Origin of the sequence: Proteus sp. CD3 (genome assembly GCF_008808075.1) — a bacterium.
In the GTDB taxonomy this organism is placed as follows: Bacteria; Pseudomonadota; Gammaproteobacteria; order Enterobacterales; family Enterobacteriaceae; genus Proteus; species Proteus appendicitidis.
In genome coordinates this window covers 750123-770250 of sequence record NZ_CP019686.1, presented here as the reverse complement: position 1 = coordinate 770250, position 20128 = coordinate 750123, and the positions used below count along the sequence as shown (strand labels likewise).

Genomic DNA, 20128 nt, shown 5'->3' with positions numbered 1-20128 from the left:
CTGATTAGATGATGTTAGCATTGTTAGTTGGTGCTAAAAAAAGACGTTATATGATGAAAAATAATAGAATGGTAGAAAGCAAAAAGCCCCGCAATAAGCGAGGCTTTTAAGATGGTGCATCCTGGAGGATTCGAACCTCCGACCGCTCGGTTCGTAGCCGAGTACTCTATCCAGCTGAGCTAAGGATGCATCGTAGTTACTTTTTCTAGCTGCTCATATTGCAATTGGCAATCTGAGTAATGAGATGGTGCATCCTGGAGGATTCGAACCTCCGACCGCTCGGTTCGTAGCCGAGTACTCTATCCAGCTGAGCTAAGGATGCATCGTAGTTACTTTTTCTAGCTGCTCATATTGCAATTGGCAATCTGAGTAATGAGATGGTGCATCCTGGAGGATTCGAACCTCCGACCGCTCGGTTCGTAGCCGAGTACTCTATCCAGCTGAGCTAAGGATGCGCCGTTTTAATACTTTACGCTTTTAATGCAAATTATTCACCATTTGCACCAAAATAAAAACCCCATACATTAATCATGGGGTTGGAATATGGTGCATCCTGGAGGATTCGAACCTCCGACCGCTCGGTTCGTAGCCGAGTACTCTATCCAGCTGAGCTAAGGATGCAAATCTAAATGGCGGTGAGAGAGGGATTCGAACCCTCGATGCAGCTTTTGACCGCATACTCCCTTAGCAGGGGAGCGCCTTCAGCCTCTCGGCCATCTCACCATATTTAGAACCACTCGAAGAAGTTCTTACTGAACATCTCGTCTCTGTGTGGCGCACATATTACTTTCTCAGCCTAAGAAGTCAAACAATTTTTCTCAACTTTTTACGAATATACGTTTGTTTGAACACTTCACAAACAAACTGGTGCGTTTATCATCAAGATTGGCTAAAAAAGTTCTAAACACAATGATATCGCTGATGAAAAATCATTCAAGTATTTTATTCTTTTAGCAAATAAATTCATTCACTCATCAAATAATTGTGAAGCGAATGATTAGAGGTAAAAAGACTTTCAATTCTGTCAATCAGAATAAACGGATAGTGCAATAATAAATACAGTTCAAGGAGAACGAAGATAGGAACAAAGAAGGGAGTCAAAAGTCTTATAAAGAGAAAAGCGCCCAAACCCGGCAAAAGTGTGGACGCTTACGAATGAATTGTGACTGACTAAAAAATGGGAATTGATTTAGTAGTTATCAGTAGGCTGAGTTTTCTCGGCCTGAATTCGTTGATAGATCTCTTCACGATGGACTGATACTTCTTTGGGTGCGTTTACGCCAATCCGTACCTGATTACCTTTAACCCCTAAAACGGTTACGGTCACATCATCGCCTATCATAAGCGTTTCACCAACTCGACGAGTTAGAATAAGCATTCTTTGCTCCTTGAAAATTTACAAGAGTCGGGTCTCTAGAATTTCCCGGCCATTATCCATCATACATTGTCAATTCGTATAATCATTATTTATCACAAGTGACTCATACTTCATAACAAAATATAAATTTAGTGATTGATTATTTAACGGATTATCAATATCTCTATAAGGCGTTATCCCTATACAACAGGGATAGCGCCTTTTTTCAGGTTGCTATCGCTTACAGATGCGATTCAACCCACTCGTCAACACTTGCCAAAGCTGCAGGTAAGGCTTCAACGTCAGTACCACCAGCTTGAGCCATATCAGGGCGACCGCCACCTTTACCGCCAATTTGCTGTGCTACAAAACTAATTAGCTCCCCTGCTTTAACTTTAGCAGTTAAATCTTTAGTGACCCCAACAATTAAGCTCACTTTACCATCAGAAATAGTAGAAAGCACAATAATTGCAGAACCTAATTGATTTTTTAAATCATCAACCATTGTTCTTAACATTTTTGGCTCCACACCATTAAGCTCACGAACTAAAAGTTTGATACCTTTCACGTTTTTAGCTTGGCTACCTAAAGAAGAACTCTCTTGGGCAGCTTGCTGATCTTTTAGTTGTTGAAGTTCTTTTTCTAATAAACGATGTTTTTCTTGGACGGTTTTGATTCTTTCGACCAAGTTTGTACCATCACTTTTTAGAATTTGTGCAACAAGAGAGATAAGATCTGATTGTTCATGAATACTCTCAATTGCTGCAATACCCGTAATCGCCTCAATACGACGAATACCAGCTGCAGTACCTGACTCACTGACAATGCGGAATAAACCAATATCACCCGTTCTAGAAGCGTGAGTACCACCGCAAAGCTCAGTAGAGAAGTCACCCATTGTTAAAACACGAACTCGTTCATCGTATTTTTCACCAAAGAGTGCCATCGCACCTTTTTCTTTCGCATCTTCAAGATCCATTAACTCAGTAACAACAGGTGAGTTAAGACGGATTTGCGCATTTACAATATCTTCAATTTCTCGTAATTGTTCTGGTTTAACAGCTTCAAAATGAGAAAAGTCAAAACGCAGATATTTATCGTTAACTAAAGAACCTTTTTGCGTGACATGCGTGCCCAGAACTTGGCGCAATGCAGCGTGCAATAAGTGCGTCGCAGAGTGATTTAAACGAATAGCGTCACGACGAGCAGTATCGATAGCGGCATTGATTTTATGGTTAACAATAAATGACCCTACGTTAACTTTACCAATATGACCAATCGCTTTACCGTATTTTTGCGTATCTGTGACTTCAAACAGGCTATTTTTACCTGTTAGCACACCTTTATCACCAACTTGGCCACCAGATTCTGCATAAAATGCGGTTTTATTTAAGAAGATAATACCTTCTTCACCCGCTTTTAATTCAGTGACCGATTGTCCGTTATGGAAAATAGCGGTAATTGTGCCTTGCTGTTCATCTTGTTCATAACCAGAGAATTCACTGCGGCTATCTACTTTGATTAGACTATTATAGTCAGTACCGAAGCCGCTGGATTCACGAGCGCGTTTACGTTGCTCTTCCATCGCGACTTCAAAACCTTTTTCATCAACTTTGATATTTCTTTCACGACAAACATCGGCAGTTAAATCAAGAGGGAAACCATAAGTATCATAAAGACGGAAAGCGGTTTCACCCGGAAGAACGTCATCTGTTAATTGAGCAAGCTCTTCATCTAATAATTGCAGACCACGTTCTAACGTGCGAGCAAACTGCTCTTCTTCTGTTTTTAATACGTTTTCAACCATAGTCTGTTGACGTTTTAACTCGTCACCAGCTTCTGCCATTACTTCAATTAATGGTGCAACCAATTTATAGAAGAAGGTATTTTTTGCGCCAAGCATATAACCATGACGTACTGCACGACGAATAATACGACGCAGAACATAGCCACGTCCTTCATTAGAAGGAATAACGCCATCGCAAATAAGGAATGAACAAGAACGAATATGGTCGGCAATAACGCGTAATGATTTATTACTTAAATCAGATGCATTGGTGACTTTCGCAACTGATTCAATTAATGAACGGAATAAATCGATATCGTAGTTAGAGTTTACATGTTGTAAAACAGCGGTAATACGCTCTAATCCCATTCCGGTATCAACCGATGGTTTTGGCAATGGGTCCATTGTGCCATCTGATTGACGGTTAAATTGCATGAAAACGATGTTCCAGATCTCAATATAGCGATCACCGTCTTCTTCTGGTGAGCCTGGAGGTCCGCCCCAAATATGGTCACCGTGATCATAAAATATTTCAGTACAAGGTCCACAAGGACCTGTATCACCCATTTGCCAGAAGTTATCTGATGCAAATGGTGCGCCTTTGTTATCACCAATGCGGATTATTCTTTCTGCTGGAATACCAATTTCTTTATTCCAAATATCATAAGCTTCATCATCTGTGGCATATACCGTTACCCAAAGTCTTTCTTTAGGTAAGTTGAACCACTCTTTGCCTGTTAATAATTCCCAAGCAAAATTGATTGCATCATGTTTGAAATAGTCACCAAAACTGAAATTACCTAGCATTTCAAAAAAGGTATGGTGACGAGCGGTATAACCCACATTTTCTAAATCGTTATGTTTACCACCAGCACGCACACAGCGTTGCGCGGTTGTCGCTCGGGAATAAGGTCTATTATCCAATCCAAGAAATACATCTTTGAATTGGTTCATCCCTGCGTTTGTAAACAGCAATGTTGGATCGTTATTTGGAACCAAAGAACTGCTAGGTACTATTTGATGTCCTTTAGTATGAAAAAAGTCGAGAAACGCCTGACGGATCTCAGCGGTGCTTTTGCTCATAATTATCCCGAAATCAAGCTGGAAAAACAGAAATTAGAAATCTAGTTAGAGGAGGTTTATTGTTACCTCTACTTAGCCAACGAATACATAAGTAGGGATAAGATAGAATTTCTTCTGTCAGAAGTAAAACCCCCGATAAACTTATTCGTGTTGACATTGTAAATCGTCTAGTTTTTTTCTGAAAGTGGGATTGTTATCTGAGAATGGGACTTTTCTCTCTTTAAGAGCAATTATCTTGGGAAATGTTAGCAACTTAAAGTATTTTCATTTTGTAATTATTAAAAAGTATTTGCTATTACTGTTTTTTTGTGGAGTTACTCTTTATACGTTTATTTTCTCTGGATAATCTCTTTTTCTTATTGCAATTAGTAATAAACACATAGATGTTATTACTTAAATAAAATATTAATAGCGCGATAACTTACTAAAATAAAAGCATTTATCCGTATAAAATTCATCTTGTATCTCAACAAACCTTTAAATGCAATTTAAATTAGATCCAAATATATTGAAGATATTTATCTTTATATGTCAATTATTTATTATCTGGTGCAACCAGATTATCGTAATGATTCTTATTTAGATTATTTATTAACAAGGATATATCACCAAAATTTCACTATATAAAACTTCATACAACTATAGAAAATAGGTTAGTAAAAAATATCGTTATATTAAGTAAAGTAGTGTTAAAGGCTATTTTTTAGAAAAAGAAAACAAAATAAGACTAATTTTAGCTCTCTTTTGAATAAAAAATACGACATATAGCAAAAAGGAAGCCATTTTATAGCTTCCTTTTCTAAGTGAGTTAAATCACATTAATTGACTAGTGATTTACAACTACGATAAACGTAATATGTTTTAATACACATTCAATTTAGTCATTTAGACATTGGCAGAAAAATTATTCTTCTGTCTCTTCAATGTCTGCAGCATTATCACTATCGTTAGTAAAATCGGCTGCACTAGTAAATTCGCCCGCATGATTTAATAACATTTCACGTAGTTTAGTGTTTAGTTCATCATACATTTCAGGGTGTTCTTTCAGGTAAGTTGTTGCATTGGCTTTACCTTGACCAATTTTCTCACCATTGTAGCTGTACCATGCGCCAGCTTTCTCTACCAATTTATGTTTAACACCTAAATCAATTAGTTCACCAAAGGTATTAATACCTTCGCCATACATAATTTGGAATTCAGCTTGTTTAAATGGTGCTGCAATCTTGTTTTTCACCACTTTAACGCGAGTTTCACTACCAACAACTTCATCACCGTTTTTAACAGAACCGATACGACGAATATCTAAACGAACAGATGCGTAGAATTTAAGTGCATTACCACCTGTTGTTGTTTCTGGGTTACCAAACATAACACCGATTTTCATACGAATTTGGTTGATGAAAATAAGCAATGTGTTGGAGTTTTTCAGGTTACCCGCTAATTTACGCATAGCTTGGCTCATCATACGAGCGGCTAAGCCAACGTGTGAATCACCAATTTCACCTTCAATTTCTGCTTTTGGTGTTAAGGCAGCAACGGAGTCAACAACGATAACATCAACAGCACCAGAACGAGATAATGCATCACAAATCTCTAAGGCTTGTTCACCTGTATCAGGCTGAGAACACAGCAGATTATCAATATCTACGCCTAGTTTTTTAGCGTAGATAGGATCTAAAGCGTGCTCAGCATCGATAAATGCACAAATTTTGCCTTCACGTTGAGCCGCTGCGATAACTTGTAGTGTTAACGTTGTTTTACCTGAAGATTCTGGGCCATAGATTTCAACAATACGACCGCGTGGTAAACCACCAGCACCTAAAGCAACGTCTAATGATAAAGAACCTGTAGAGATGGTTTCAACGTTCATGGAACGATCTTCGCCCAGACGCATGATAGACCCTTTACCAAATTGCTTTTCAATTTGACCAAGTGCTGCGGCCAATGCTTTTTGTTTGTTTTCATCAATAGCCATGTTATCTCCCTCTGGGCAGTGAAGCATAAAGATGGGTCACTACCATTAAAACGTATATGATTTTGCTTGTTGAAACTCATTATACTGTATAATCATACAGTATCAAGTTAATTATTAATAATTTCTTTAAGAATTGATTTTAAAGAAAAAATAACAGATTCAGCTCTTACTTGCTCTCGTGAACCACTGAATATACAGTGTTTTGCCATCGTTTGAATACCTGTGGGTTTTCTCATTGCAAAGCCAAACCAAACTAAACCAACAGGTTTTTCTTCGCTACCACCACCAGGACCAGCAATACCGCTAACAGACACTGCAAAATCTGCATTGGCGGCTATCAGTGCGCCTTTAGCCATTTGAAGAACAACTTCCTCACTCACCGCGCCGTATTTAAGCAAAGTTTGTTCATCAACACCTATCATTTCATGCTTTGCTTCATTGCTATATGTTACAAAGCCACGGTGATAATATTCAGAACTTCCGGCAATATCAGTAATAACTTTCGCAATCCATCCACCAGTGCAAGATTCAGCGGTTGTTATCGTGCTCTTCTTTTCAAGTAACGCTTTACCCACCTCAATACTTAGGTGGGTCATTTCATCGTAATTTATCATTAAGGTTCATCTAACCTCTATTCTAAATCTCACTGTTTAAGATTTCTTTCTAGTGCAATCCCATAACCATAGGCCACCAATTGCGAGGGCAAAAATAGCACCAAACCCAATTCCGATAGCAACGACAGAGACACCAATGCTTGTCACCAGTGAGAACAATCCAAGCATTAATAGCATTGCCGTATTTTCACCTAAGTTTTGTACAGCAATAGCATTACCGGCACCAACACTGTGCTTTCCTTTGTCTTGTAATAGCGCATTCAATGGCACGACAAAGAAACCGCCAAAAATACCGATAATGATAAGAATTAGATAAGATGGAATAATTGAGGTTTGCAATGAGAAGTAAATAACACCAAGACCAATTAAAATACCGGCAGGCATACAGCGGCGTACTGTTTTCAGTGTTACAAATTTAGCAGCAAGCCCCGCACCGACCACAATACCAATGGCAACCATCGCATTTAATATAGTCGGTGTCGTATTATCAGTCATACCTAAAGCAATAGGTACCCACTGAACAAGTAAAAAACGCAATGTAACCCCTGCGCCCCAAAACATGCTGGTTCCCACTAAAGAAAAGCGGCTTTCTTTATCAGCCCATAAGGTACGCGTTGCCTCAAGAAACTGTGTGAACATTTTTTTAATGTTCCAACCTCGCCCGATTTGAGCCGCTGATAATTTGGGTATACTAAAGTTAACAAATACCGCTAAAGCATACATTGCAGCGCAAACACCTAATGCAAGCACAATGCTCCAATCTGAGAGCAAACCACCAATCACTGAACCTAATAAAATAGCAGCAATCGTTGATGCTTCCATTAAACCATTAGCTTTTACTAAGCGTTCGCCATCGGTGAGTTCGCCTAAAATGCCATATTTAGCAGGAGAATAAACAGCAGCACCAATTCCCACTAAGGCATAACCAAGGAAAGGATCAGAGCCGACACAGATAAGAAATGCGCCTACAAATTTTAAAAGGTTACCACTGAGCATAACCCTACCCTTAGGGTTACGATCAGCAAACTGCCCGACAAAAGGCGCTAAAAGAATAAAAGCCAGCACAAAGACCATTTGTAAAACAGGTTGGCTCCACTCTGGATAAAGTGCCGATTTAAACTGAGCAAGGATCGCAAACAATAATGCATTGTCAGCAAAAGCAGAAAGAAATTGCGATATCAATACCGCTTTCATTCCTCTACTCATTAAAGGAGGCTGGCTAATATTCTCTGACATTAGTTATTTTCCTGTTCAGCAAGTTTTTTTAATGAGACAAAATCCGTTTTCCCACTTCCTAAAACAGGAATTTCTTTGATAAAACGAATATCCTTTGGTACAGCAATTTCAGCAACACCTTCCGATTTTGCTAATGCTGACAGCGTGCTACGATCTAATTGCTTATCGGTTGTGAACAGAACTAATGATTCGCCTCTACGTTTATCACTTATTGTCACAACTGCGTGCTCACCTTTAGATGCTTTACGTGCAAGTTGCTCAACACCTTCAAGAGAAACCATTTCACCCGCAATTTTTGCAAAACGTTTTACGCGCCCTTTAATAGTACAAAAACCTTCGCTATCAATAGCAACAATATCACCAGTGTCGTACCAACCTTCTTCGTCAATACCTTCAGCATTGGTTGCAACAGGAATTTCCAGTTTTTCAGGTGATTCTACTCGTAAGTATCCCATCATTACGTTAGGACCACGAAGTTGTAGTCTACCGCCTTCGGTAATACCCTTCATTGGAATTAAACGCCCTTCCATACCGGGTAATAAACGCCCTACTGTATGCGTTTTGGCACTCATAGGCACATTGATTGACACAACAGGTGCGCATTCTGTTACGCCATAACCTTCTAAAATACGAATACCGAATTTCTCTTGCCATAAAACACGAGTTGATTCAGAGAGCTTTTCAGCCCCAGCAACCACATATCTCACTCTGGCAAAATCATAAGGATGGGCAAATTTTCCGTAGTTTCCTAAAAAGGTTGATGTACCAAATAACACTGTACAGTTTTGGTCATAGACTAATTCAGGTACGACTCGATAGTGTAATGGGCTTGGATAAAGAAAAACGCGCGCCCCCAAACAAATTGGCGTTAGCAAGCAAGCTGTTAAACCAAAGGCATGGAATAATGGCAATGCTGACATAAATTTGTCTTTCGGTGAAAAATCAGCAATAGCGCGAATTTGCTCAACGTTAGCCAATAAACTTGAATGGCTGTGAACAACACCTTTAGGCGTTCCTTCAGAGCCTGATGTAAATAGAATAACGGCTGCATCATGTGCATCTTGCGGTAACATCGCTTTTTTAGGCGTAATAAGATGCTTGAAGATCCAGCGTTTATCTTCACTGGTGACAGTATCTTTTAGATCCTCAAGATAAATCCAATTAGCTTCTGGGGTTTGCTCAGGAATATGTAATAAATTCCCTTTTTCTAAAAACTGGCGTGATGTAAAGATAGTTTTGATTGATGCGGCTTTCATCGCATTTTGTACACCTAAACTCCCTGCCGTGTAGTTAAGCATTGCCACAACACGTTGACGCATCGTTGCACCTAATAGTGCAGCCGCAGTTACTGTTGTATTTGGAAGCAGTAAACCTATACGCTCTTTCGGTTCAGTGTAGCGCTCAATCAATCGACTGATCCCTAACGTTTTTTTCAGTAAACCTTGATAGGAATCTTCTTTTAGGTTGATATCAGAAATTAGCGGACTAAATCGACCATATTGAGACATTGCCTGTAAAAATGCTTCATACAGCGTGATATTAAGACGTGTTTGCATGATGGCTTCCATCATGATGTCACGCATGGCTTCACCTGCTAATCGGCGACGCTCAGAAGATTTTTCAGCTTTTGGCATCGGTAAATCAACAGCAGGAAGCACTTTGATAGTGATTTTAGGAAAGAATTGAGACTTTACGCGTAAGCTTTTACGTACTCGCGAAAAATAGCTGAATTCAGCGCCTTCAATTCTAACAGGAACAACTTTAGCACCTGATTTTGCGGCAATAAAAGCAGCACCCTCATAAATTTTCATCAAACCATTTGTTACTGTGATCCTTCCTTCTGGGAAAATCACAACCGGACGCCCCTTATCCACTTCTTTAACTAACTGGCGCACTGCCATTGGGTTAGCGGGATCTAAAGGTACGATATCGGCATAACGACCTAACCATTTTGTCGTTTTTGCAGAAGCAACAGAGGTATAAACAGCAAATACAGGATTAATAGGTAGGAATAAACGTAATAATATACCGTCAATAAAAGAAGTGTGATTTGGCGTAATTATACATTTTTCATATTGTGAAAACTGATTAACAAGTCCTTCAATTCTTATTCTAAATAAGAATTTAAATAGTGTTTTAAAAAACGCTATCAACATCATATCCATATCTCATTTTGCTATAATTAGCCTTACTATAAATAGGATGTGACGAAAATAAAATAGATGTTCCCTGTTTTATCCTTTATATCAGACGATTGCTTAATTATTTCGTGAGTTTTGCGAGGATTGCCTCAGTAATTTCATTTATCGGTAATCCCGCATCAACAATGATATCAGCACATTGCAAATATAAAGGTTCACGTTTAGTCAAAACGTCATTCATTTCTGAAACTAACGTTTTACCTGTCAAACTCGGTCTTTGTGCGTCATTTGGATCTTGGGATAAACGCTCAACTAAAGTTTCAAGAGATGCCTGTAAATAAATAATAACACCTGAAGATTTCATATAAGCACGATTTTGATCTGCTAAAATCATCCCACCACCTGTTGAGATAACTTGGTTAGGCTGGCTAACTTGGACTAATGCGTCTGATTCAGTTTGACGAAAAAAATCCCAACCTTTCTCTTGAACCATCGAAGATATAGTTTGTTGATATTTTTGGGTTATCCAATCATCCGTATCAATAAATCTATAATTTAAAGTGAGGGAAAGTGCTTTACCTACTGTTGTTTTTCCTGCACCTCTAGGTCCGATAAGGTAAATTGTACTATCCATAAAATGCACTATCTCCATAGTGTGTTCCCTTTTAGGGGTGTAATTAAAAATTTACATACTGTAAAGTATGAAATATCATACCTGATGTAACAAAAAAATAAAGCCACACTTTAGAAAAGTATGGCTTATTTAATTATCTTAACACTTAGCTACGAATTGTATTATCACCGTAACCAATCCATTTATAGGTCGTTAGGGCATCTAATCCCATTGGCCCTCTGGCATGTAATTTCTGTGTACTAACAGCAACCTCGGCACCTAAACCGAATTGTCCACCATCAGTAAAACGTGTACTTGCATTAACATACACAGCAGCAGAATCAACTTGGCGAACAAAGCGATCAGCATTAGCGATAGATTGCGTTAAAATAGCATCAGAGTGCGCAGTACCATAACGGCGAATATGGCTAATAGCCTCAGTTAACCCACTCACTACTTCTACGTTTAAATCAAGTGATAACCATTCATCGCAATAATCTGCATCTTTCACATCAACAACAATCGCTCCGCCTTTTTTCAGCCCTGCCAATGCCTTCTCACTTGAATGCAAAGTCACCTTTTGAGCCGCCATAGCATCACTTAGCTGTGGTAAAAATAGATCTGCAATATTTTCGTGCACTAAGAGCGTTTCTAAAGAGTTACACGCGCTTGGACGTTGTACTTTCGCATTTACGATAACCGTTAATGCTTTTTCTAAATCCGCACTTTCATCCACAAAAGTATGACAAACACCGATGCCACCAGTAATAACGGGAATAGTTGATTGTTCACGGCAAAGTTTATGTAATCCTGCGCCACCTCGTGGAATAAGCATATCAATATACTCATCCATTTTTAGCATTTTAGCGACTAATTCACGATCAGGCTTATCAATCGCCTGAATAGCGCCAGCAGGAATACCACATTTTTCTAATGCTTGTTGAATAACAGCAACAACCGCTTGGTTAGTATGATGGGTCTCTTTTCCACCACGAAGAATAGCAGCATTACCCGTTTTCAAACATAAAGAAGCGACATCAATTGTGACATTAGGACGAGCTTCATAAATAACACCCACAACACCCAACGGCACACGACGACGCTCTAAACGTAAACCACTATCTAGCATACGCCCATCAATAACTTGACCCACAGGATCTTCTAAACGGCACACTTGTCGTACATCATCTGCAATTGCTTTTAAACGTGCAGAATTAAGTAATAAACGATCAAGCATAGCGGCATTGATGTTAGCTTCGCGAGCGGCTTGCATATCTTTTTCATTTGCTGCAAGAATTGACGCTTCTTGTTGTTCTAATAAATCAGCCATCACTAATAATGCCTGATTTTTTTGCTCTGTTGATAGTTGAGCTAAATGCCAAGATGCCTCTCTTGCCGATTTACCCATTTGTTCTAACATCAGAAGGCTCCTTAGCTAACAATCATATCATCACGATGCACAGCAACACTGCCATACTCGTAACCTAAAATTTGACTAATTTCTTGTGAATGGTGTCCTGCGATTAGACGCAGTGCATCACTGTTATAGTGTGCAACACCATGAGCAAGATCTTTACCTTGTAAACTTTGAATACGGATAACACATCCACGCGAGAAATCGCCTTTAATTTCTTTGATACCTTTTGGTAAAAGGGAGCTACCTTTTTCTTTAATTGCGTTTTCAGCCCCTTCATCAACCACAATCACACCAGCGATTGGCGCACCAAAGATCCACCGCTTACGCGCTTCTAATGGGCTTTGTAAGCCATGGAATAACGTTCCAACAGGTTCATTATTGATAACTTTTGCGATAACTTCAGGTTGTACGCCTGCGGCGATAACAACATCAATACCCGCACGACCTGCAACGGTTGCTGCTTGCAGTTTTGTTGCCATACCACCCGTACCTAAACCTGATACGCTATCACCTGCCATTTGGCGTAACTCATCATTGATATCAAAAACTTCTGGGATCAATTTAGCATCTGGGTTACTGCGAGGATCAGCCGTATAAAGCCCTTCAATATCCGTCAGTAATAACAGTTTATCTGCACCGCCTAAAATAGCCGCTAATGCTGATAAATTATCGTTATCACCCACTTTAATTTCCGCGGTAGCAACAGCATCATTTTCATTGATAACGGGGATAATATGGTTATCTAACAGTGCATGTAATGTATCACGCGCATTTAGGAAACGTTCTCTATCTTCAATATCGGCACGCGTTAATAGCATTTGACCAATATGAATACCATAAATGGCAAATAACTGTTTCCATACTTGAATTAAAGCGCTTTGCCCCACAGCAGCAAGCAACTGTTTAGAAGCAATAGTTGCGGGCAAATCAGGATAATTCAAATATTCACGCCCTGCGGCAATTGCACCTGAAGTGACAATGATAATCCGATGCCCTTTTTCATGTTGTTTGGCACATTGGCGAACCAGCTCCACAATATGAGACTGATCCAGACGTCGTGAACCACCAGTAAGTACACTTGTCCCTAATTTAACAACCAGCGTTTGGCTGCTACTCATAACATTTACCATTCTTGTTGATTATTTAAAAAGATGATACACAGTTTTATCAGGAGAGAAGCGTTATGCCAACTGGCATAACGCAAAATCTATGAAAAGTTGCCCTAACACAAAATTAGGGCTGAATGGGAAGAGGAAATTTGTTCATTTTTTCATCTGGAATGAGTTTCATATCTAATTCACTCACTGCAAGTTGAAGAAATTCATGAAAACGAATAAGTGTTTCATTGATTGACTCAACAACATCATTCTTACTTATGTTCTGATGAAGCCAATCACCATTTTTATCGAATAGCCCAATTTGATAATGATAAATGAGCTGCTCATTATTGCGTTCTAATTCCATCCACCAGCCCCAAAACTCTCGTTTTTCCGGCGCGACTTTTTTATTTACACAAACTGCTAAGCAGTCAAAAAAGAACTGGCTCTCTTGGCATTGTTGCTCTCGGATATATGGACCGATTTGAGCAAAACGCTTTAATAACTTACCTCGGGTAGGGTTCAAAGATGAAGTCATAAATTCAGTCTCCTTAGAAACCCTACTGTTATATAATCTAATATAATTAGCAAGTTATTGTTCAAAATTAATTATATTAATTTATCATAGATCCAATCTGCACTTTTTTGTAACGCTAGCTCTAAACCTTCGTAAAGCGGCTTGTCATTAATAGCAAGAATGTCACCATCCATGGAGGAGCGTGCAATTAATTGCGAGTCCTCTTTAGGGCTTATTTCATCACCTTTCCAATAAACCCCCATCATAGGAACAGGCATACGTCGCCCAATCAAGCCTTGGTTTTTCAGGGAATAACTGCTCAATAATAATCGAAGGTTATTCTCATCAATATTCCATAATCCTAAGCGACTTGCTAACACATCAAGATACATCACCGGAATTTTTTTCTGCAATTCAGCTTGGGTAAAGAAAGTGTGGATCAACGGACCTAAGGCAACAACGCCTTTAATCAATTTTGGGTAGATATAAGCTAAACGTACGGCAATATTACCGCCAAAGCGAAAACCCATTACACCAATACGAGTATGGTCAATCCAAGGTACTTCAGAAAGTTGTTTTAGAACTTCACCTTGTAATTGGCATGTATCTTCCGTTAGTTTTTGTTTTACTGAATAACCAATTGCGGGCATATCCAGTGTTAGCATTGCAATACCTTTAGGGGAAAGATAGTTACGAAAGAAACTGACATAATCGCTTTGTAAGCCATCTAATCCGCCACAAAATAACACGGTAGGATAAGGACCTCTGCAATCTTTGGGTAAATGTAGAAACCCTGTTGTCGTCCCTTTTCCCTCTAATTTAAATGTCAGTTTTTTAACTTCAAAAGAAGAGAATTTCGTCGCATTCTCAAAAGCTTTCATCGACAAAATAACGGCTTGATCCGCTAAAAAATCACCATTAATAAAAGGATATGCAGCAATACTATAAAGATGTGCGGCTTGTAACCAACAATCAGCGGCGGCATCACCAGACTCTTCACGTAATGCTTTTTGTTGCCAGATCATAGCTTGATGTGACCACTCAAATGACCAACCTCCTTTACGATACCCTACAACGGTATCAATAAATTTATCGTCACTACGAGGAGCATCCTGCACAGCAATTCGACTTAACACCTCTTCTATTTCAATAGGAGAAATTCCACGCCAAATCCAAAGTAAACGTTGAATAGTCCGATACCAATTTTGCTGGCTGGTACCATTAAGCACGGTATAGGTATTAATATTTGATTTTGGATGGGTGTACTGAATTAGCGTTGAGGTTTCAGCGTGTTTTGCTCGTGGCTTAAATAAAGCTTCAGAAAGATTCGTATTGTTTGCCATATCACTCTTCAAATCAGTGGATATCGTATAAAGGGGCTAAAAAGTCTGGCTTTATCATAGCATGAAATCGACTGGAACAATGTGTATCACGACAAGCAATCGCACGAAGACATCATAAAGAAGAAGAGAAAAAAGCTTAAAAACAAAAATCCCCGCCTAAGCGAGGATCTCAATTAAAACAGCAAAGTGAATGCTATCAACTTATTTTTGATCGCAAACTGGTGGAATAAAGGCAACACCCATATCCCAAGGCTGTTCAATCCATGTATTTTGCGGAATATCAACCACAAAATCATCCACTAAAGGACGCCCTTCTGGTTTTGCAAAAATAGTAACAAAATGCGCTTTTGGATACATCTCACGGATAACTTTAGCAGTACCACCAGTATCGACTAAATCATCAACAACGATAAAGCCTTCACCATCACCTTCTGCTTTTTTTAAGATTTTGAGGTCACGCTGATGATCGTGGTCATAGCTAGAAATACAGACTGTATCCACATGACGGATACCTAATTCACGAGCAAGTAATGCAGCAGGGACTAATCCCCCACGGCTGACAGCAATAATGCCTGTCCACTGTTCGACTGGTAATAAACGTTGCGCCAATTGACGGGCATGTATTTGCAACATATCCCACGTTACAACATATTTTTCGCTCATAATATTGTGATCCTAGCTACTTAAATTTCGAGAGAAGCTTTTTTGCGGAAAAAAAGGTTGCGCGAGATTATAGTGATTTGAGCGCCTAAAAACCAGAGAAAACGTGAAAACAGATGAGATTAGCCTTATTTTTTTCTGTAATACCTATTTATGATTAAAAAATGAACCATATAAAAAATGAATACAAAATGGAGATCTAATTTCTTAGATAGAGATGTGAATAGAATGACGCATTCATCAGAAGAAAGTGATATTCTCAACTATATTGGCGTATAACGCTCAGAATAATAAAGCTAACCCTTAAAAAAGCGGTAGGCTATCAATAACACAGATGCTGTTAGAGGAGATCCATCGTGTCTGAACTATCTACTCTATCCCCACAACCACTATGGGATATTTTTGCAAAAATTTGTTCGATTCCACATCCATCACATCATGAAGAAGCCTTAGCTACCCACATTCTTTCTTGGGCAAGTGAAAAAGGACTTTTTGCAGAGCGCGATGCCGTTGGCAATATTTTAATTCGTAAACCAGCAACCAAAGGCATGGAAGATCGTAAAACGGTTGTTTTACAAGCACACTTAGATATGGTGCCACAAAAAAACAACGATACCGTTCACGACTTCACTAAAGATCCAATTCAACCTTACATTGATGGCGAATGGATCAAAGCGAAAGGCACCACATTAGGTGCAGATAATGGTGTTGGTATGGCATCTGCGTTGGCTGTTTTAGCTGACGATACTGTTAAACACGGACCATTAGAAGTGCTGTTAACCATGACTGAAGAAACAGGTATGGACGGTGCTTTTGGTTTACAACCGGGTTGGTTACAAGCTGATATTCTGATCAACACAGATTCAGAAGAAGAAGGTGAAATCTACATGGGCTGTGCGGGTGGTATTGATGTTAAAACCACAGTAAGCCTTTCTTACGATGCAATCCCAGCAGGGCACGTTGTTAAACAACTGGTTCTAAAAGGATTAAATGGAGGTCACTCTGGTGGTGATATCCATTTAGGTTTAGGTAACGCAAATAAATTATTAGCGCGTTTCTTAGCAGATCATGCCGAAGAATTATCACTGAAATTAATTGATTTCCACGGTGGTACACTGCGTAATGCGATCCCTCGTGAAGCAAACATTGTTTTTGCAATTCCAGCGGATAAAGCAAACCAACTAGATACTGTAAAAGCGAAATTTGAAGCTCTGTTAAAAACTGAATTAGCTATTGCTGAAAAAAATCTGAAAGTTGAATTAACTGATACAACAACAGATAAAAAAGTTTTCACAACAGATTGCCAAGAACGCTTAATCAACCTACTCAATGCAATGCCAAATGGTGTTATTCGTATGAGTGATGACGTTGAAGGTGTTGTTGAAACTTCATTAAACGTCGGTGTTGTTAGCATTGTTGACGATAAAGTAGAGATCCTGTGCTTAATTCGTTCTCTGATTGATAGTGGTAAAACCTATGTTGTTAGCATGCTAACAGCATTAGCAAAACTCGCTAAAGCAGATATCGAAACCAAAGGCGGTTATCCTGGTTGGAAACCAGATGCAGACTCTCCTGTTATGCATTTAGTTCGTGACACTTACCAACAACTGTTTGATAAAGTGCCAAACATCATGGTTATCCACGCAGGTCTTGAGTGTGGTCTGTTCAAAAAACCTTACCCAGATATGGATATGGTTTCTATTGGACCAACAATCCGTGGCGCTCACTCACCAGACGAACGCGTTCACATTAAGAGCGTCGGTCAATACTGGCAATTATTAACTGCGATTTTAAAAGCAATCCCTGCTAAATAATCTCGCTTTAGCGTTAATAATGAAACCCGCTTAATTGGCGGGTTTTTTGTTTCTAAACCATCACAAAAAATAATTTATCCCACCCAATCACACCTTATTTACCTTAAAGATCATAATTTATTCCTTATATAGCCAATTTCATAATTACTTATTTCATTACGGAATAAGAAAACAAATCTTAATAAATTAAATATATAGAATGCTAATCATTATCATTAGCATTAATGTTTTCGGAGTGATATTTTCATGGCTTCCGCATTTAAAGTTAAATAATAAAAAACTAAAGGGTTCTACTGTGTCTAATAAAAACTGCGTTGCTAGTGTCTTTCTCGCTTTACCGTTAAGTTTACTCTCTGTTCAAATTCACGCGGCAGTCAATAAAAATGTACCTGAAAAGATAATTGTTACCGCATCTCCATCACAAGATCCTCAAGCACCGATTTCCGGTTTTGTCGCAACAAAAACATTATCAACAAATAAAACACCGACTGAAATTGAAAAAACACCGCAATCCATTAGTGTGATCACCCGTGATCAAATGGATGTTCAAGATGTCAGTTCAGTTTCTCAGGCGTTACGTTATACACCCGGCGTTTTCACAGAATATCGTGGAAGTTCTAATCGTAATGATGAAGTTTTTATTCGTGGTTACAGCTATGCACCACGTTTTCTTGACGGCCTAAGCTACGGAATGGGAGCATCATCATCAACGGGTGCAATTGATCCATGGCTATTAGAACGCGTTGAAGTTGTTAGAGGACCTGCATCTGTTCTTTATGGTCAAGTAAACCCAGGTGGCATTGTCGCAATGACAAGTAAAAGACCCACTGCATCCCCTATTCGTCATATTCAAGTACGTGCAGGCAACGATAAATTAGCAGAAACCGCTTTTGATTTTTCAGGGGCATTAAGTGATGATAATCGTGTACTTTATCGTCTAAACGGTATTGCAAAAACCCAACACACACAAATAAAAAACTATAAAGAAGAGCGTTTTGCACTTGCTCCTGCGATTACGTTCTTACCTAATGAACAAACTCGCTTAACGCTATTAAGCTTTATTCAGCAAGAGCCTGAAGCGGGATATCGTAATTTTTTACCTGCCTATGGTACGGTTAAAAGCACTCCCGCTGGTACAATTCCCTTTGATTTTGATGTCAATAATCCCGATTACCATAAATCATGGCGTCAACAATATGGTATAGGTTATGAATTCGAACACGAGTTTAATGACTCACTAAAAATTGTACAAAATGCTCGATATAGCCATATTAATCAAAAATATAAATACCTTGTATTTGGATCTTTAAGAAAAGATAACCCTTATGTTCTTGAACGCAGAGCGCAACAAGAGCAACGAGAAACAGATACTTTAGGAATAGACACTCGTTTACAAGCCGACTTTACTACTGCAAAACTGAATCATACTGTGATTGCTGGTATTGATTATCAGTGGAGTAAAGATCAAGATAACTTACTCCGTGCAATGGGTCCTGAGTACGATCTTGATTGGCGTGATCCTAATTATCACTACCCAATTGATATGAGCTTACAAAAACCCGCAACCGATCAGTTACAAAAACGTGATCAAGTCGGGTTGTATCTACAAGATCAGATCCAATGGAAAAATTGGATCTTACTTGCAGGCTTACGCCAAGATTGGGCTCAAGTTCGGACTCATGATTTCTTAGCTAAAAGCTATGATCAACAAGATGATCATAAGTTAACGGGTCGCGCAGGGCTTCTATATGCTTTTGATAATGGTATTTCACCTTATATTAGCTATAGCACCTCTTTTGAGCCTAATTTACAAACTCGTCGCGCACCAGGCACAGCACCATTTGATCCGAGTGAAGGTCGTCAATTAGAAGCGGGGATCAAATACCTCACACCAAATGAACAAACATTGGCAACACTCTCTGTTTATCAATTACAACAACGCAATGTAACCAACTACAATGCTGAAAAAGCATATTTCGAACCTGTGGGTGAAATTAGAAGTCGTGGTGTTGAAGCGCAAATTAATAGCCAATTAACTGAAAATATTTCATTTATCAGCAGTTATGCTTATACCGATACTGAAGTAAGAAAAACCATTATTGAGGGAACACAAGGAAAAGAGCTTCCTCGCGTTCCTAAGCATATGGCATCACTTTGGGGTCAATATGATGAAACATCTGGGTTATTTAATGGGGCTAAAGCTGGCGTTGGTGTGAGATATGTGGGTGTATCTCAAGGTGATACTAAAAATACAATTAGTGTACCGGCTGTGACTCTTTACGATGCGATGATTGGTTATTCATTAGGTGAACTATCACCTTCTTTAAAAGGTGCTGAAATTCAACTTAATATGAATAATATTGCAAATAAACACTATGTTGCATCTTGTGCTGGTGATAGTGCATGCTTTTATGGGATTGGCAGAACAATGACAGCAACAATGAATTATCGCTGGTAATACCATATAAATTAACC

The 20128-nt window shown here is 38.9% G+C and carries 14 protein-coding genes and 5 tRNA genes; 2 read left to right on the top strand and 17 right to left on the bottom strand.

Annotated features, from left to right (window positions below):
• Window positions 1-112: 112 nt before the first annotated feature.
• The 17 genes from BTA34_RS03405 to gpt all read right to left on the bottom strand — a co-directional run bounded on the left by BTA34_RS03405 (window position 113) and on the right by gpt (window position 15842).
• A tRNA-Arg gene (locus BTA34_RS03405) sits at window positions 113-189 on the bottom strand.
• Between the two features lie 56 nt (window positions 190-245).
• Window positions 246-322: transfer RNA gene (locus BTA34_RS03400), tRNA-Arg, on the bottom strand.
• Window positions 323-378: 56 nt separating this feature from the next.
• Window positions 379-455, bottom strand: a tRNA-Arg gene (locus tag BTA34_RS03395).
• 89 nt (window positions 456-544) lie between these two features.
• Window positions 545-621 (bottom strand) — tRNA-Arg (locus BTA34_RS03390).
• A gap of 9 nt (window positions 622-630) precedes the next feature.
• Window positions 631-723: transfer RNA gene (locus BTA34_RS03385), tRNA-Ser, on the bottom strand.
• A 466-nt stretch (window positions 724-1189) separates the two neighbouring features.
• Window positions 1190-1378: a carbon storage regulator CsrA gene (csrA, locus tag BTA34_RS03380; protein WP_004244778.1), complete on the bottom strand. Its 189-nt coding sequence runs from the start codon at window positions 1376-1378 to the stop codon at window positions 1190-1192.
• 220 nt (window positions 1379-1598) lie between these two features.
• Entirely contained in the window at window positions 1599-4226 is a 2628-nt protein-coding gene (gene alaS / locus BTA34_RS03375; RefSeq protein WP_151434505.1) for an alanine--tRNA ligase, read from the bottom strand.
• A gap of 904 nt (window positions 4227-5130) precedes the next feature.
• A complete protein-coding gene (recA, locus tag BTA34_RS03370; RefSeq protein WP_099075159.1) occupies window positions 5131-6201 on the bottom strand; it encodes a recombinase RecA in 1071 nt (356 codons plus the stop codon).
• Window positions 6202-6308: 107 nt separating this feature from the next.
• The gene (gene pncC / locus BTA34_RS03365; RefSeq protein WP_151434504.1) at window positions 6309-6815 is read right to left on the bottom strand and encodes a nicotinamide-nucleotide amidase; all 507 of its coding nucleotides are present in this window, start codon (window positions 6813-6815) and stop codon (window positions 6309-6311) included.
• A 36-nt stretch (window positions 6816-6851) separates the two neighbouring features.
• Window positions 6852-8051 (bottom strand): lysophospholipid transporter LplT, encoded by a 1200-nt coding sequence (gene lplT / locus BTA34_RS03360; RefSeq protein ID WP_151434503.1) that lies wholly within the window; start codon window positions 8049-8051, stop codon window positions 6852-6854.
• Window positions 8051-10210 (bottom strand): bifunctional acyl-ACP--phospholipid O-acyltransferase/long-chain-fatty-acid--ACP ligase, encoded by a 2160-nt coding sequence (gene aas, locus BTA34_RS03355; RefSeq protein WP_151434502.1) that lies wholly within the window; start codon window positions 10208-10210, stop codon window positions 8051-8053. The genes lplT and aas overlap by 1 nt, the downstream gene beginning before the upstream one ends.
• A gap of 103 nt (window positions 10211-10313) precedes the next feature.
• Window positions 10314-10826 carry a shikimate kinase AroL gene (gene aroL / locus BTA34_RS03350; RefSeq protein WP_151434501.1) on the bottom strand — a complete coding sequence of 171 codons (513 nt, stop codon included), beginning with the start codon at window positions 10824-10826 and terminating at the stop codon, window positions 10314-10316.
• A 145-nt stretch (window positions 10827-10971) separates the two neighbouring features.
• Window positions 10972-12225 (bottom strand): glutamate-5-semialdehyde dehydrogenase, encoded by a 1254-nt coding sequence (locus tag BTA34_RS03345; protein ID WP_151434500.1) that lies wholly within the window; start codon window positions 12223-12225, stop codon window positions 10972-10974.
• An 11-nt stretch (window positions 12226-12236) separates the two neighbouring features.
• Window positions 12237-13340 carry a glutamate 5-kinase gene (gene proB / locus BTA34_RS03340; protein ID WP_109373927.1) on the bottom strand — a complete coding sequence of 368 codons (1104 nt, stop codon included), beginning with the start codon at window positions 13338-13340 and terminating at the stop codon, window positions 12237-12239.
• A 115-nt stretch (window positions 13341-13455) separates the two neighbouring features.
• Complete coding sequence (crl, locus tag BTA34_RS03335) at window positions 13456-13857, bottom strand: sigma factor-binding protein Crl (protein WP_151434499.1); 402 nt, start codon at window positions 13855-13857, stop codon at window positions 13456-13458.
• Window positions 13858-13928: 71 nt separating this feature from the next.
• On the bottom strand, window positions 13929-15179 hold the full coding sequence (gene frsA, locus BTA34_RS03330) for an esterase FrsA (RefSeq protein ID WP_151434498.1): 1251 nt from the start codon (window positions 15177-15179) through the stop codon (window positions 13929-13931).
• A gap of 201 nt (window positions 15180-15380) precedes the next feature.
• The gene (gene gpt / locus BTA34_RS03325; RefSeq protein WP_006534780.1) at window positions 15381-15842 is read right to left on the bottom strand and encodes a xanthine phosphoribosyltransferase; all 462 of its coding nucleotides are present in this window, start codon (window positions 15840-15842) and stop codon (window positions 15381-15383) included.
• Window positions 15843-16195: 353 nt separating this feature from the next.
• Here gpt and pepD point away from each other — a divergent pair, with 353 nt between their 5' ends.
• Window positions 16196-17653 (top strand): beta-Ala-His dipeptidase, encoded by a 1458-nt coding sequence (gene pepD / locus BTA34_RS03320; RefSeq protein WP_151434497.1) that lies wholly within the window; start codon window positions 16196-16198, stop codon window positions 17651-17653.
• Between the two features lie 295 nt (window positions 17654-17948).
• Complete coding sequence (locus BTA34_RS03315) at window positions 17949-20111, top strand: TonB-dependent siderophore receptor (protein WP_151434496.1); 2163 nt, start codon at window positions 17949-17951, stop codon at window positions 20109-20111.
• Window positions 20112-20128: the final 17 nt, after the last annotated feature.

What these genes read in the sequence shown, in the direction of transcription:
- gpt (WP_006534780.1), bottom strand. Translation starts at nt 15,842, where the DNA reads ATGAGCGAAAAATATGTTGTAACGTGGGATATGTTGCAAATACATGCC.
- csrA (WP_004244778.1), bottom strand. Translation starts at nt 1,378, where the DNA reads ATGCTTATTCTAACTCGTCGAGTTGGTGAAACGCTTATGATAGGCGAT.
- crl (WP_151434499.1), bottom strand. Translation starts at nt 13,857, where the DNA reads ATGACTTCATCTTTGAACCCTACCCGAGGTAAGTTATTAAAGCGTTTT.
- alaS (WP_151434505.1), bottom strand. Translation starts at nt 4,226, where the DNA reads ATGAGCAAAAGCACCGCTGAGATCCGTCAGGCGTTTCTCGACTTTTTT.
- recA (WP_099075159.1), bottom strand. Translation starts at nt 6,201, where the DNA reads ATGGCTATTGATGAAAACAAACAAAAAGCATTGGCCGCAGCACTTGGT.
- lplT (WP_151434503.1), bottom strand. Translation starts at nt 8,051, where the DNA reads ATGTCAGAGAATATTAGCCAGCCTCCTTTAATGAGTAGAGGAATGAAA.
- aroL (WP_151434501.1), bottom strand. Translation starts at nt 10,826, where the DNA reads ATGGATAGTACAATTTACCTTATCGGACCTAGAGGTGCAGGAAAAACA.
- aas (WP_151434502.1), bottom strand. Translation starts at nt 10,210, where the DNA reads ATGATGTTGATAGCGTTTTTTAAAACACTATTTAAATTCTTATTTAGA.
- pncC (WP_151434504.1), bottom strand. Translation starts at nt 6,815, where the DNA reads ATGATAAATTACGATGAAATGACCCACCTAAGTATTGAGGTGGGTAAA.
- BTA34_RS03345 (WP_151434500.1), bottom strand. Translation starts at nt 12,225, where the DNA reads ATGTTAGAACAAATGGGTAAATCGGCAAGAGAGGCATCTTGGCATTTA.
- frsA (WP_151434498.1), bottom strand. Translation starts at nt 15,179, where the DNA reads ATGGCAAACAATACGAATCTTTCTGAAGCTTTATTTAAGCCACGAGCA.
- proB (WP_109373927.1), bottom strand. Translation starts at nt 13,340, where the DNA reads ATGAGTAGCAGCCAAACGCTGGTTGTTAAATTAGGGACAAGTGTACTT.